The sequence below is a fragment of the Roseicella sp. DB1501 genome (genome assembly GCF_013112485.1).
Lineage (GTDB): Bacteria > Pseudomonadota > Alphaproteobacteria > Acetobacterales > Acetobacteraceae > Paracraurococcus.
Genome location: NZ_JABFHG010000003.1, coordinates 40,206 through 54,229, shown reverse-complemented (window position 1 = coordinate 54,229; position 14,024 = coordinate 40,206). Strand labels below are relative to the sequence as shown.

The following is a 14,024-nucleotide window of genomic DNA, read 5'->3' as shown; positions in this document are numbered from 1 at the left end:
CGGGAAATCTCGCATGCCACAAGCGAGGGACGCCGCGTTTCGGGAGGAGATGCGTCGTGCCGGCCTGCCGGGCCAGGGGCCGCTGGCACGGCTGCTCGCCCGGTTGCGCGCCGCGCCGGATACGCATCTCAGCCTTGCCGAGGTGACCCGCCTCGTGGCCGGGACCGGCCTCGCCGCCTCCCCCCGCGACCTTCTCCGCCAGCTTGAGACGCTCGTCGCCTGCGGGCTGCTCGGCCGGCTGCCCAGCACCGCCGCCGAGCCGGTCTTCGACACCGTGCCGGAGCCGCATTCGCACCTGGTCTATGAGGCGACGGCGCAGACCATCGATCTCGACGTCTCGCCCGAGACCCTGCTCGCCATCCTGCGCCAGGCGCTCGCCGAGCGGCCGGGCGAGGTCGAGATCCTCATCCGCTTCCGCGGCGCCCGGCTCCCGGCCCCGTCGCCCTGACCACGCGCCCCCGCGGCTGGCAGCCTCATGCCGAGCGCCCGAATGGGCGCCGCCGCGTGTGCGGCGAAGCCAAGCAAACCAGAGGTTTGCGCCCGGCGACGGAGGGGCACGAAGGTGAAACCTTCGTGCATTCGGTATCAAGCGTCGCGGCAGGTGCGCAGGACGAGGAAGCGTTCGAGCGCCGCGAGATCCGGCTCGGTGCCGAGGCCCGGTCCCTCCGGCAGGGCGACCTGACCCTCGGCCACCCGTAGGACGGGGTCGATCACCAGGCTTCGCAGCGGGTTGGGGTTGGCGTCCATCTCCAGCAGCCCCTCGCCGCGCACCGCCGCCAGCAGATGCAGCGAGGCGAGCTGGCCGACGCCGCCGCCGAGGAAATGCGGGCAATAGCGCCGGCCGGAAGCGGTGATCGCGCGCGCCACCGGCAGGGTGGCCGAGGCGCCACCCCACTTGCAGCAATCCGGCTGCACCACGCCGAGATGGCACTGCGCCAGGGCCTGATGGAATTCCAGCGTACCGCGCAGATTCTCGCCGGCCGCCAGCGGCGCCGCGCTGGCGCCGGCGACCTGCGCCCATTCCCAGGCCGGCCGGTCGGCGGCCAGCGGCTCCTCGATCCAGTCGAGCGGGAACTCCGCCAGCCGCTGCACCATCTGCGCGGCGGTGCGCAGCGCCCAGCCCTGGTTGATGTCCACCATCACCCGCTCGCCGGCCCGCAGCCCGGCGAAGACCGGGCGCAGGGTGGCGAGGTCGCGCGTCTCGCCGAAGCCGATCTTGATCTTGAAGGCGCGGTGCCCGGCGGCCCGGGCCTGCTCCACCTGCGCCAGGGCCTGCGCATCGGGGTTGAGGCCGCTGGCATAGACCGGCACCGGGGCGTCATCGGCGCCGCCGAACCAGCGCCAGAGCGGCAGCCGGGCGCGGCGGGCGCAGAGGTCGTGCAGCGCCAGGTCAGCCCCGGCCAGGGCGGCGGCGAAGGCCCCCGGCTCGCCCGCCTGCAGCCCCCAGAGATGCAGCGCGCGATCCGTCTCGGCCCAGAAACCGGCGGGATCGGCGATGGCGCGGCCGAGCAGCCGCGGCGCGATGAAGGCATCGAAGAGCCGCGCCCGGTGCTCGGCGCCGAGGGTCGGGAAATTCGACCAGATCTCGCCCCAGCCGCTGACGCCCGCCGCATCCGTCAGCCGCAGGAAGACGGCGACGCGCTCGGCCATCGCACCGAAGGCGTTGACGACCGGAACCGCGATGGGCGCGCGGCAGACGAAGGCCTCGGCGCGGACGATGTGCTCGGTCATGGCGTTTTCCCCCTGTCGGATCCCGGCGGTCAGCGGATGCGGTCCATCTCCCCGCTCGGCGCATCCGGGACGGGCCGCAGCGGCGCATAGTCGGCGAGGTCGATGGCCGGCGCCTCGCCGAGGGCGAGCTGCGCCAGGACCTGCCCGGCGAAGGGGCCGATCGTCAGGCCCGAGGGGCCGAGGCCGTTGCCGATGATCAGCCCCTCCGTTCCGGCGCGGCCGAGCAGGGGCTGCAGATCCGGCCCGGCCGGGCGGAAGCCGATGCGCGTCTCCAGCAGGGTGGCGCGGCCGAGCCCGGGCGCAACGGCCAGCGCCTCGTTCAGCACCTCGGTCTGGCCGGCGGCGGTGACGCGGTGGTCGAAGCCCGAGCCGGTCTCGCGCGTCGCCCCAACCACGATGCGCGAGTCGCCGAAGGCCAGCAGGTAGTGGCTGCTCTGCGGCAGCACCACCGGCCAGGCCTCCGTCGCCGTGCCCTCGAGCCGCAGATGCGTGATCTGTCCGCGCTGCGGCGCGACCGGCAGGGCGAGGCCGAGCGGCCGCAGCAACTCGGGCGCCCAGGCCCCGGCGGCGGCGATGACGCAATCGGCCGCGATGCTCTCCCCGGCCAGGCGGATGCCGGTCACCCGGTCCGCGCCGGTCAGCAGCCCCGCCTCGCCCGCGACGAAGTGCACGCCATGCCGCTCGGCGGCACGGCGCAGCGCGGCGGTGAGCAGCCGGCCATCCACCCGCGCCCCGCCGGAGAGGAAGACGCCGCCGAGCGCCGGGTGCAGCGGTGGGAACAGGGCGCGCGCCTCGGCGGGCGAGAGGCGGGTGAGCTCGCCCGCCTCCGGCGCCGCCTGCTGTCGCGGCCGGATCGCCGCTTCCAGCGCGTCGAGCTCGGCATCCTCGGCGGCGACGGAAAGGGCGCCGACGCGGCGATAGCCGGTCTCGGTCTCGCCATCCGCGGCGAGGCGGTCGATCAGCCTTGGGTAGTAACGGGCGCCCGCCTCGGCGATGCGGCGCCAGCCGGCATCGGTCCGGCCGGAGGACCAGGGGGAGACGATACCCGCCCCGGCAGCGGTGGCGCGGCCGGGATGCGCCGCATCCGCCACCACAACCTCGGCCCCTGCGAGCGCCAGATGATAGGCGGCGCTCGCCCCGAGGATGCCCGCGCCGATGATTGCCACTCGCATGCCATGCCCCCGCAGCCGCCCGATCCGGTGGCGGACGCTACGCCCTCCCGCCGGGTGCTCCAACCCGGCGACCATCAGGGAAGGTTGCGCAAGCTTCATGGCAACCGGCAGCGGCGATGGCCGCTTGCGCATGCCATGGCCGCGCGCGGCCTTGCGCCCTCCCGCCGATCCGGAATCCCTCCGCATGCGCACCGCCCGCAGCCTCGATGCGCTGAACTTCTTCCTGGCCGATGTGCGGGACGGGCTCGGCCCCTATCTCGCCGTCTACCTGCTGGCGGTGCATCACTGGGACCAGGCCGCGACGGGGCTGGTGCTGTCGCTCGCCGGCATCGCCGGGCTCGTCGCCCAGACGCCGGCCGGGGCGCTGGTGGACCACAGTCGCGCCAAGCGCGGGCTGATCGCCGCGGCGGCCGTCACCGTCACGCTGGTCTGCCTGGTGATCCCGCTCTGGCCGAGCTTCTGGCCGGTCGCCCTGGCCCAGCTGGCGAGCGGTGCTGCCTCCGCGGTGTTCCCGCCGGTGATCGCCGCCGTCACCCTCGGCCTCGTCGGCCATGCCGCCTTCACCCGCCGAACCGGCCGCAACGAGGCCTGGAACCATGCCGGCAACGCCTTCGCCGCCCTCGCGGCCGGCGCGCTCTCGCTCTGGTGGGGGCCGATCGCGGTGTTCCGGCTGCTCGGCGCCATGGCGTTGGCGAGCCTCGCCGCGGTCTTCGCCATCCCGGGCCATGCCATCGACCACGACCTTGCCCGCGGGCTCGACCACGGGGCCACGGGCGGCGGGGCGGAGCAGCCCTCGGGCTGGCGCGTGCTGCTGACCTGCCGGCCGCCGCTGGTCTTCGCGCTCTGCGTGGCGCTGTTCCACTTCGCCAATGCGGCGATGCTGCCGCTGGTCGGGCAGAAGCTGGCGCAGCAGGATCTCAACCGCGGCACCGCGCTGATGTCGGCCTGCATCGTGGCGGCGCAGATCGTCATGGTCCCGATGGCCTGGCTGGTCGGCGCGCGCGCCGATGCCTGGGGCCGCAAGCCGCTCTTCCTCGCCGGCTTCGTCGTGCTGGCGGCGCGCGGCGCCCTCTATACCCTCTCCGACGACCCGTACTGGCTGCTCGCCGTGCAGGCGATGGACGGGGTCGGGGCCGGGCTCTTCGGCGCGCTCTTCCCCATCATCATCGCCGATCTGACGCGCGGCACCGGGCATTTCAACGTCAGCCTCGGCGCGGTGGCGACCGCCCAGGGCATCGGCGCCTCGCTCAGCAACGCCGCGGCCGGGCTGGTCGTGGTGGAGGCGGGCTACGACGCCGCCTTCCTCACCCTCGCCGCGATCGCCGCCATCGCCGGCCTGCTCTTCTGGTGGGCCATGCCGGAAAGCCGCGTTCCGGCACGGCGCGGCGCGGAGACGGTCGCAGCCTGATGGGCGGCACGCTGGCCGCGCAATCCTGGCCGGCCTGGAGCATCATCGGCCTGGCGACGGCGGGCGTGATCCTACGTCCCTTCGCCTGGCCGGAATGGATCTGGGCCACGACCGGCGCCGCGTTGCTGGTCGCGCTCGGCCTGCTCCCGCCGCTGGCGGCCTGGGAGGGGATCGCCCGCGGCACGGATGTCTACCTCTTCCTCCTCGGCATGATGCTGCTGGCCGAGCTGGCGCGGCTGGAAGGGCTGTTCGACTGGCTGGCGGCGCGGGCCGTGCGCCTGGCGCGCGATTCCGCCACGCGGCTCTTCACGCTGGTCTACGGCGTCGGCGTGCTGGTGACGGTCTTCCTCTCGAACGACGCGACGGCCGTTGTGCTGACGCCTGCCGTCGCGGCCGCGGCCCGGGCCGCGCGGGTGCAGGACAAGCTGCCCTATCTCTTCGCCTGCGCCTTCGTCGCCAATGCCGCGAGCTTCGTCCTGCCGATCTCGAACCCGGCCAATCTCGTGCTCTACGGCAGCCGCATGCCCTCCCTGCTGGAATGGCTGCCGCGCTACGCGCTGCCCTCGGCACTCGCCATCGGCGCCACCTATCTGGCGCTGCGCTGGACGCAGCGGCACCGGCTGCGCGAGAGCGTCGCTTCCGACATCGCCCTCCCGCATCTGTCCGGCGGCGGCCGCCTCGCCGCCACCGGCATCGCGGCGACGGCGGCGGTGCTGCTCGCCGCCTCGGCGCTCGACCTGCGGCTGGGGCTGCCGACCTTCCTGGCCGGCCTCGCCACCACGCTGCCGGTGCTGCTGCGGGCGCGCCGCGGCTTGCGGGCGGTGGTCGCCGGCATCGCCTGGGGCGTGCTGCCGCTCGTCGCCGGCCTCTTCGTGGTGGTCGAGGCGCTGGAGAAGACCGGCGTCACCGATGCCCTGGCCGCCCTGCTGCGCAACCTGGTGCGCACCCAGCCCGATCTTGCGCCCTGGATCGCGGGCGGCCTGCTCGCGCTCGGCAGCAACCTGGTGAACAACTTGCCGGCGGGCCTGGTGGCCGGGCGCGTGGTGGAGCTTGCCGCGGTGCCGGAGCCGGTGCGCGCGGCGCTGCTGATCGGCGTCGATCTCGGTCCCAACCTGTCGGTGACCGGCTCGCTGGCGACGTTGCTCTGGCTGGTCGCGCTGCGGCGCGACGGGCAGGCCGTCGGGGCCTGGACCTTCCTCCGGCTCGGCCTGGTGGTGATGCCGCCGGCCCTGCTGCTGGCGATCGCCGGCGCGACGCTGGGCTGACAGCGGCCGGCCGCGCCGTCAGGCCGGGCCAGGCCCTGGTGGGACAGGATAGGGATGCGCCGCGATGCGATCGAGGAGGCACTGCATCCGGGCCGCGTCGCCGCGCTTCCCCTCGGGTCCGAGACCAAAGATCTCGTATTGCGGCGCATCCGGATTCGGCTGCCACCACAGCGTGTAGGGTATGACGACGGCGAGCCGGCGATTGGCGAAGGTGACCCTGGCCATCGAGACCGGCAGGTCTCGGCATTCCTCGAGGAAGGCGATGGCGATCTCGCCACCATCGCCGCCGGGCTGCGTGGCTGCCGCGCGCTGCAGGCGCTCCCACAGCAAGGGATGCCCGGCCCAGGGCAGGTCGTCGAAGCTGATGCGGTCCACCGGCGCGATGGACCATGTGCGCCGCACGTAGTCGTCGCATCGCGCCCAGGCCGCGGGGTCCTGCTCGCGCAGCCGGCATGCGACGTCCCGCCAGCCGCCGGGGATGTGGGACGGCCGCGTCATGGGCCGGGCCTGCCTGTCGGTGGGGCGATGCGCATTATCGGGCCATCCGCTGGATCGGCCGTAATGTCTGCTCTCCCCGCGGCCGGCCGCGCTGTGCCGCAAGTCATAGTCCGTGGCCCCGGCGCCGCTGCGCTTCGGGCCAGGGCATGCCGAACGAGCAGGAGGGGGGACGTGCAGCATGCGAAGCACGGGGCCTGGCCGTTCTCGGCGCCACGGTCCTCGGGGCGAATGGCCTCGCCGAGGAGCACGGATCCATGGTCCTGATACCGGCCGGGACCGCCATCGCCTGGCAGCCTGGCCCTGCCGATCTACCGAAGGGCACGCAGATCGCCGTGCTGGTCGGCGATCCGGCAAAGCCCGCCCCCTTCGTGCTGCGCGTCAAATTCCTGCCCGATACTGTGGTCGGACCGCATCGCCATGCGACGGCGGAGAATCTGACCATCCTCGTGGGCGAGGTGCATCACGGCATGGGCGAGACGCTGGACTGGAAGCGCGGCGAACGCCTGGCGCCGGGCGGCTTCGTCTTCCTTCCGGCCATGATGCCGCATGCCGTCTGGACGACGACCGGCGAGGCTGTCCTGCAGGTGACCGGCACCGGGCCCTTCAGCCTGCTCTACGTCAACCCGAAGGACGATCCCAGCAAGGCGCGCTGAGATCCCGCGATACGCATATCGCCCGACCCGGCGAAGCTGCCGGACCGGGCGAGGATAGGCTGATGATCGCCCGCACCGGCAGCCGCCGCGGCTGCAGGCTCGAGGACGCTCCCTCAGCCGCCGCTGTTGCTGCCCGCCGTCGGCGACTTGCCGGGCTGGATGGCGCCGTTCGGGGTCAGCGTGGTCGTGCCGGTGCCGGTGGCTCCGCCCGGTATCGCGCTGCCGCCGCCGGCCGGCGGCGCACCGCGCGGCGCGACCATGCTGCTGCCGGCGGCGCTGTTGGTGGCCGAGCTGGGTGCGCCCGGCCCGCTGACCACGCCGCCACCGGGCTGCGGCTGGGTCTGCGGCGTGCCGAGATTTGTCCCTGAAACCTGCGCCTGGGCCGTACCGAGCGCCAGGCCGAGAGCAACCGTACCAAAGAGAACCGATCGAAGCATTCTGCCCTTCCCTTGCTGTGGTCAGGCCCAGCGCTACAACGGCGTTACTTGGGTGGCGGTTTGATACAGGGTCAGGTCACTCTTCCGCGGGCGGCATGGCGGCCGGAATGCGCGCCGCACCTGTCGCCGACGACCCGGCAAGGAAGCGCTCGAAGGCCGCCAGGGTCGGGCCGCTCACATGATGCTCGATCCCCTCGGCATCGAGCTCGGCCACCTCCGGCGGCACGCCGAGCGCCTGCAGGACATCGACCACTGTCTGGTGCCGCGCCCGCACCCGGCGAGCCAGGGCATGGCCGGCCTCGGTGAGGAAGACGCCGCGATAGGGCTTGCCATTGGCGAGCCCGTCGCGCTTCAGCCGGCCGATCGTCTTAATGGCGGTGGCATGCGTCACGCCGAGGCGGCGGGCGATGTCGGTCGCCCGCGCCTCGCCCTCCGTGTTCAGCAGATCGGCGATGATCTCGACATAATCCTCGGCCAACGCGCTGGCCCGGGCCGACCGGGCGGAAGCGTGCCGCATGGCCTCGGCCGGCGGGCCGACTGTCCTGGCGTCTGGGGGCGAACTCACCGTCTGAGATCAGCATTTCTACCGGCCTGGGTCAATTTGTAGCCAAAGCTACACTATCCAATCCAACCATGGAGATCGGGTGTGACGATCACCGACCTTGCCATGCAGGCACCGCTCTATAGTGTTCCATAGGCTACATTATGGGGGTGAGGCATGCCGGGCTGGATCGATCGCAGGAGGCCATCGCATGGGTGGCGGCACCGTATCCCCTGCTGCCTGCTGCTCCTCGCCGGCGGCGGCCTGCCGATCGCCCCGGAAGCCAGGGCCGAAGGCGAGGCCGATATGGTGACCGAGTTGCCCGAGATGGTCGTCGAGGCCGGTCGCGCCGAGACGGCGCGCAGCCGCATCGCCCCCGCCCTCGGCGCCAGCGTCACCGAGATCGACCGCGAGGCGATCGAGCGCCTGCCGCTGGGCGATTCGGCCCCGCTCAACCAGGTGCTGCTGCAGGCGCCCGGCGTCGCCGGCGATGCCCAGGGCGACATCCATGTCCGCGGCGACCATCGCAACCTGCAATACCGCATCAACGGCGTGACGATCCCGGAAGCCATCGGCGGTTTCGCGCCGCTCTTCGAGGCGCGCGGGCTGAGCTCGGTCAGCCTGATCACCGGCGCCCTGCCGGCGCAATTCGGCTTCCGCACCGCCGGCATCATCGACCTGCAGCTCCGCTCCGGCGCCGAGAGCCCCGGCGGTTCGGCCGGGCTCAGCGGCGGCAGCTACGGCACCGTGCAGCCCTTCCTGTCCTATGGCGCGGCCATCGGCCCCTTCGAATACTACGTGACTGGAAGCTTCCTCCGCAGCGATCGCGGCTTCGAGAACCCGACGCCGGCCTACACCGCCCGGAACAACGAGACGGAGCAGCTCCGCGGCCTCGGCAGCTTCGGCTACCGTCTCGACGACCGGACGCGGCTCGCCCTCATCGCCGGGACCAGCCAGTCCCGCTTCCAGGTCCCCGCCGTGCCGGGCCAGCCTGCCCGCTTCACGGCCTTCGGCCAGAGCAGCCTGGACAGCGCCGATCTGCGCGCCCGGCAATGGCAGCGCGGCAGCTTCGGCGTGCTGGCGCTGCAGCATGCCGCGGGCGCGCTGGACACCCAGCTCTCGGTCTATGCGCGGCAGAGCTCGGTGAACTACCTGCCCGACCTGCTCGGCGAGATGCTGGTGAACGGCGTCGCCGCCGAGACGCGCAAGGCCAGCCTCTCCCTCGGCCTGCAGGCGGATGCCACCTGGCGGGCCGCCGAGGACCACACGCTGCGCTTCGGCCTCCTGGCCTCGACCGACACCACCCGCAACCGGATGGCGACCACCGTGCTGCCGCTCGACGCCGTCGGCGGCACGATCGACGCGCCCTTCACCATCGCCGATCGCGCCACGCTCACGCAGCAGCTCTATGGCCTCTACCTGCAGGACGAGTGGCGCCTCACCGAACGGCTGACCGCCAATCTCGGCGCCCGCTTCGACATCCTGCAGGGACCGGCCGATGGATCGCAGCTCAGCCCGCGCGCCAACCTGGTCTGGCGGGCCACCGACAGGACAACCCTCTCCCTCGGCTATGCCCGCTACTTCACGCCGCCCCCGGCCGAGCTGCTTGCCCGGCCGGACCTCGCCCTCTATGCCGGCACGACGGCCGCGCCCGCCGTGCCGGCGATCGGCGCCGTGCTGCCGGAGAGCGCGCATTATTTCAACCTCGGCATCCGGCAATCCGTCGGCGAGGCGCTGACGCTCGGCGCCGAGGCCTATTACCGGCAGTCGCGGAACCTGCAGGATCTCGGCCAGTTCGGCTCGGCCTACATCTTCTCGCCCTACAACTACCGCGACGGCCGGCTCTATGGGGTGGAGCTGACGGCGAGCTATCGTGACGGCCCGTGGCTCGCCTATGGCAACCTCGCCTATGGCCGGGCCGAGGGCCGCGACCCGGTCTCCAACCAGTACCTGCTCGACGCCGAGGAATACGCCTATGCGCGGGGCAAGTATGTCCGCCTCGATCACCTGCAGACCATCTCGGGCTCGGCGGGGCTGAGCTACCGGCCCTGGCCTGGCGGCACGGTCGGCGGCACGCTCATCTATGCCGGCGGGCTGCGCAAGGGCTTCGCCAATAGCGAGCATGTGACGCCCTACCTGACCGCCAATCTCGGCATCGCGCAGCAATTCGAGCTGCCGCGCATCGGGCGCTGGACGGCGCGGCTCGACGTGATGAATATCGGCGACCGGATCTACCAGCTCCGCGACGGCACCGGCATCGGCGTCAGCGCGGAGCAGTACGGGCTGCGGCGCGCGGTCTTCGTCAGCCTGTCCAAGACGCTGTAGGCGGCATCCCTGCCGCTCGCCTGGGCAGCGCTGCCGGCCTGCCGGGCAACCAGCGTCGCAACGGCCTTATCTTCCGCTCTCCGTGTCCCGATGGGTGCTTCCCAGCGGCCGGCATCGCCGGTTTGATGGCGCGACCGCGATGGATGGAGGACCGGCCCATGACGCCACCGCACGCCCGCCCCTCGCCCCGCTGGCGCGGCTGAGCATGGCCTGGCGCATCGGCGTCGATATCGGCGGCACCTTCACGGATGTGGCGCTGGTCGAGGAGGGCACGGGGCGCATCGCCGTCGCCAAGGTGCTGACCACGCCGCCGGATTTCGGCCAGGGCGTGCTGGAGGGCTTGCAGCAGGCGCTCGCCGCGAATGACATCGCGGCCGGCGAAGTGTCGCTGCTGGCGCATGCGACGACCATCGTCACCAATGCGCTGCTGGAGCGGAAGGGCGCCAACGCCGCCTTCGTCTCGACGCGCGGCTTCCGCGACCTGCTGGAGCTGCGGCGCAGCGCCCGGGCCGATCTCTACGACCTGTTCCAGGACGGGCCGGGCGTGCTGGTCCCGCGCCGGCGCCGCTTCGAGGTCACCGAACGGATCGACGCCCAGGGCGAGGTGGTCACGCCGCTCGCCGAGGCGGAGGTGCCGGCGCTGGTCGAGGCGATCCGGGCCTCGGGCGCCGAGACGGTCGGCGTCTCGCTGCTGTTCTCCTTCCTCAACGACGATCATGAGCGGCGGCTGGGCGCGCTGCTGCGCGCCGCCCTGCCGGGGGTACAGGTCTTCCTCTCCTCCGAGGTGCTGCCCGAGATCCGGGAATACGAGCGCGCCAGCACCACGGCGGTCTGCGCCTATGTCGGGCCGCTGCTGGATGGCTATCTGGCGCGGCTGCAGGCGGCGACCGGCCAGCTCGGCCTGCCGCCGCTGCATGTCATGGGCAGTGGCGGCGGCGTGCTGGATGTGGCGGAATGCCTGCGCATGCCGGCGGCGATCGTCGAGAGCGGCCCGGCCGCCGGCGTCGTCGCGGCTGCGCTGGTCGGCCGGCAGCTCGGCCTGCCGAACCTCCTCTCCTTCGACATGGGCGGCACCACGACGAAGGCCAGCGTCGTCGTCGATGGCGCGGTGACGGTCACCGCGGAATACGAGGTGGGCGGCAGCGTCAACGGCAAGCGCTTCGTTGCCGGCACCGGCCATCCGATCCGGGTGCCGGTGGTGGACCTCGCCGAGGTGAGCGCCGGCGGCGGCAGCATCGCCTGGGTCGATCCGGGCGGCGCGCTGAAGGTCGGCCCGCACAGCGCCGGCGCCATGCCCGGCCCCGCCGCCTATGGACGCGGCGGCACCCGGCCGACGGTGACTGATGCCAACATCCTGCTCGGCTATCTGGACGCGACGGCGCTGCTCGACGGCCGGCTGCGGATCGACCGCGCCGCCGCCGAGCGTGCGGTCGCCGAGCATGTCGCCGGGCCGCTCGGCCTCACGGTGCTCGAGGCCGCGGCCCGCATCGTCGAGGTGGTGAACGCCAATATGTGCGACGCGCTGCGCATCGTCTCCGTCGAGCGCGGCCATGATGCGCGGGAGTTCAGCCTGATGGCCTTCGGCGGCGCCGGGCCGGTGCATGCCGCCTTCCTGGCCGAGGAGCTGGCCGTGCCGGAGGTGGTGGTGCCGCCCGGCCCCGGCGCCTTCTCGGCGCTCGGCCTGGTGGCGACCGATCTGCGGCGCGACTATTCCCGCACCCTCTACGCCACGCTCGATGCCGCCGATCCGGCGCGCCTCGCCGAGGTGGTGGAAGCGATGGAGGCGGAGGGGCTCGCCATGCTGGAGGCGGCCGGCGTGCCGGCGGATCGCCGCGCCCTGCTGCGCCAGGCGGATTGCCGCTATCGCCGGCAGGCCTATGAGCTGACGGTGCCGATGCAGGACGGGCCGGTGACGGCGGAAACCCTCGCCGCCCTCGCCGCCGCCTTCCATGCCCGGCATGCCCAGACCTACGGCCATGCCAATGAGCGGGAGCCGGTGCAGCTCGTGAACCTGCGGCTGAGCGCGCTCGGACGGCAGCCGCCGCTCACCCTCGCGCAGCCCTCCCGCGCCGGCGCCGCGCGCGAGACGGAGCGGCCCGCCTGGTTCGACGGCGCCCTGCGGCCGACGCGGGTGCTGTGGCGCGAGGGGCTGGCGCCCGGCGATGCGGTGCCGGGCCCGGCGGTGATCGAGGCGCTCGATTCCACCATCGTGGTGCCGCCGGGCTGGCGCGCGGCGGTGGCGGCGCAGGGCCTGCTGCGCATGACCCGTGGAGGCGATCGCTGATGACCGACCCGTTGCACGGCATCGACCCCGCCCGCTTCGAGGTGGTGAAGAACGCGCTGCTCTCCGCCGCCGAGGAGATGAAGATCGTCCTGGCGAAGACCGCCTATTCGCCGCTGCTGAAGGTGGCGGGCGACTATTCCTGCGGCATCTTCAATGCCCGCGGCGAGATGGTGGCGCAGGGACCCGACCTGCCGATCCATCTCGGCTCCATGCCCGATGCGGTCGGCAGCGTGGCGCGCGCCTTCCCGGATGTCGCGCCGGGCGACGTGTTCATCCACAACGATCCCTATCGCGGCGGCTCGCACCTGCCGGATGTCAATGTGGTGATGCCGGCCTTCCATGAGGGGCGGCTGCTCGGCTTCGGCTGCGTCCGCGCCCATTGGCCGGATATCGGCAGCGCCACGCCGGGCAGCTACGGCGCGGTGACCGAGATCTATGGCGAGGGGCTACGCCTGCCGCCGGTCCGCCTCTACCGCGACGGCAAGCCGGATCCTTCGGTCGAGGCCATCATCCTGGCCAATGTCCGCACGCCGGAGGAGCGGCTCGGCGATATCCGTGCCCAGGTTGCCGCCAACCGCCGCGCGGCGGAACGGATGGCCGGGCTGGCGCGGAAATACGGCACCGACACGCTGCTCGGCATCATGGATGCCGTGCTCGACTATTCCGAGGCGATGATGCGGCGGGCGCTGGCGGCGCTGCCGGATGGCGATGCCGGCTTCGAGGACATCATCGACGGCGACGGCATCCTCGAGCCGGGGGAGGAGGCCGACCGGCCCTTCCGCCTGCGGCTGGCACTGCGCAAGCGCAGCGACACGATCACCGCCGATTTCGCCGGCTCCGACCCGCAGGTGCCGGGACCGATGAACGCGCCGCTCAGCGTCACCGCCTCCGGCGTCTTCGCGGCGCTGAAGATGATCGTCGACCCGGACAGCCTGATCCCGCCGAATTCCGGCTGCTGGCGGCCGGTGACGGTGACGGCGCCGCCGGGCAGCGTGGTGAACGCGCAGGAGCCGGCGCCGGTGGTCTATGCCAATCACGAGATGTCGCACCGCATCTCCGAGATGGTCTTCGCCGCCATGTACGGCATCACGCCGGACCGCGTGCTCGCCGGCTCGCAGGGCACCAGCGGCATCACCACCTTCGGCGGCATCGACTACCGCAGTGGTGAGCGCTTCGTCAGCTATGAGAGCACCAAGGGCGGCTTCGGCGCGCGGCCGGTGAAGGATGGCATCAACGCCGTCTCGGCGGTGATCAGCAACATGCTGAACACGCCGGTCGAGGTGCTGGAGATGAGCGCGCCGCTGCGCGTCGAGGAATACGCGCTGGTGCCGGACAGCGGCGGTGCCGGCACCTGGCGCGGCGGTCTCGGCGTGCGGCGCTCCTGGCGGGTGCTCGGCCGTGAGCTGCGCGGCGCCATGTGCTTCGAGCGGCAGGTGACGCCGCCCTTCGGCCAGGCCGGCGGCCTGCCGGGCAGCCAGGCGCGGCTCTGGATCACCCTGCCCGACGGCACGCGGCGGACGCTCACCGGCAAGGGCGCCTTCACCGCGCCGCCGGGCGCGCTGGTGACAGTGGAAGCGCCGGGCTCGGGCGGCTTCGGCCCGCCCGCCGGACGCGACCGGGCCGCGCTGCGCGAGGACGTGCTGGATGGCTATGTAACGCCCGAGACCGCGGCGCGCGACTACGACGACTGACCGGCGGCGCCGTGCCCTT

At 72.8% G+C, this 14,024-nt stretch carries 12 protein-coding genes; 7 read left to right on the top strand and 5 right to left on the bottom strand.

Annotated elements, in window-relative coordinates; all coding sequences use genetic code 11:
- Positions 1-49 precede the first annotated feature (49 nt).
- Positions 50-448 (top strand): hypothetical protein, encoded by a 399-nt coding sequence (locus HJG45_RS06575; RefSeq protein WP_217362851.1) that lies wholly within the window; start codon positions 50-52, stop codon positions 446-448.
- A gap of 137 nt (positions 449-585) precedes the next feature.
- On the opposite strand, the gene HJG45_RS06570 is transcribed toward HJG45_RS06575, so the two are convergent.
- Positions 586-1,731, bottom strand: coding sequence for a mandelate racemase/muconate lactonizing enzyme family protein (locus tag HJG45_RS06570; protein ID WP_171611317.1), 1,146 nt, complete (start codon positions 1,729-1,731; stop codon positions 586-588).
- A gap of 29 nt (positions 1,732-1,760) precedes the next feature.
- Positions 1,761-2,903 (bottom strand): FAD-binding oxidoreductase, encoded by a 1,143-nt coding sequence (locus HJG45_RS06565; protein WP_171611316.1) that lies wholly within the window; start codon positions 2,901-2,903, stop codon positions 1,761-1,763.
- Positions 2,904-3,087: 184 nt separating this feature from the next.
- Between HJG45_RS06565 and HJG45_RS06560 the strand changes: the two genes are divergently transcribed.
- Together HJG45_RS06560 and HJG45_RS06555 are read left to right on the top strand one after the other, a co-directional pair.
- Positions 3,088-4,311, top strand: a complete 1,224-nt coding sequence (locus tag HJG45_RS06560; protein ID WP_171611315.1) for an MFS transporter — start codon at positions 3,088-3,090, stop codon at positions 4,309-4,311.
- The gene (locus HJG45_RS06555; RefSeq protein WP_171611314.1) at positions 4,311-5,576 is read left to right on the top strand and encodes an arsenic transporter; all 1,266 of its coding nucleotides are present in this window, start codon (positions 4,311-4,313) and stop codon (positions 5,574-5,576) included. The genes HJG45_RS06560 and HJG45_RS06555 overlap by 1 nt, the downstream gene beginning before the upstream one ends.
- Positions 5,577-5,594: 18 nt before the next feature.
- Here the strand turns inward: HJG45_RS06555 and HJG45_RS06550 are convergent, their stop codons facing one another.
- Positions 5,595-6,074, bottom strand: a complete 480-nt coding sequence (locus tag HJG45_RS06550) for a hypothetical protein (RefSeq protein WP_171611313.1) — start codon at positions 6,072-6,074, stop codon at positions 5,595-5,597.
- A gap of 254 nt (positions 6,075-6,328) precedes the next feature.
- Here HJG45_RS06550 and HJG45_RS06545 point away from each other — a divergent pair, with 254 nt between their 5' ends.
- Complete coding sequence (locus tag HJG45_RS06545; RefSeq protein WP_217362850.1) at positions 6,329-6,727, top strand: cupin domain-containing protein; 399 nt, start codon at positions 6,329-6,331, stop codon at positions 6,725-6,727.
- Positions 6,728-6,840: 113 nt separating this feature from the next.
- Here the strand turns inward: HJG45_RS06545 and HJG45_RS06540 are convergent, their stop codons facing one another.
- Positions 6,841-7,164, bottom strand: coding sequence for a hypothetical protein (locus HJG45_RS06540; protein WP_171611312.1), 324 nt, complete (start codon positions 7,162-7,164; stop codon positions 6,841-6,843).
- Positions 7,165-7,240: 76 nt separating this feature from the next.
- A complete protein-coding gene (gene mntR, locus HJG45_RS06535) occupies positions 7,241-7,729 on the bottom strand; it encodes a manganese-binding transcriptional regulator MntR (protein WP_368040526.1) in 489 nt (162 codons plus the stop codon).
- Positions 7,730-8,011: 282 nt separating this feature from the next.
- Between mntR and HJG45_RS06530 the strand changes: the two genes are divergently transcribed.
- The 3 genes from HJG45_RS06530 (at position 8,012) to HJG45_RS06520 (ending at position 14,005) form a co-directional block, all read left to right on the top strand.
- Positions 8,012-10,030, top strand: coding sequence for a TonB-dependent receptor (locus HJG45_RS06530; protein WP_171611310.1), 2,019 nt, complete (start codon positions 8,012-8,014; stop codon positions 10,028-10,030).
- Positions 10,031-10,169: 139 nt separating this feature from the next.
- Positions 10,170-12,314 (top strand): hydantoinase/oxoprolinase family protein, encoded by a 2,145-nt coding sequence (locus tag HJG45_RS06525; protein ID WP_217362849.1) that lies wholly within the window; start codon positions 10,170-10,172, stop codon positions 12,312-12,314.
- Entirely contained in the window at positions 12,314-14,005 is a 1,692-nt protein-coding gene (locus tag HJG45_RS06520; RefSeq protein ID WP_171611309.1) for a hydantoinase B/oxoprolinase family protein, read from the top strand. Before HJG45_RS06525 ends, HJG45_RS06520 begins: the two co-directional genes overlap by 1 nt.
- Positions 14,006-14,024: the final 19 nt, after the last annotated feature.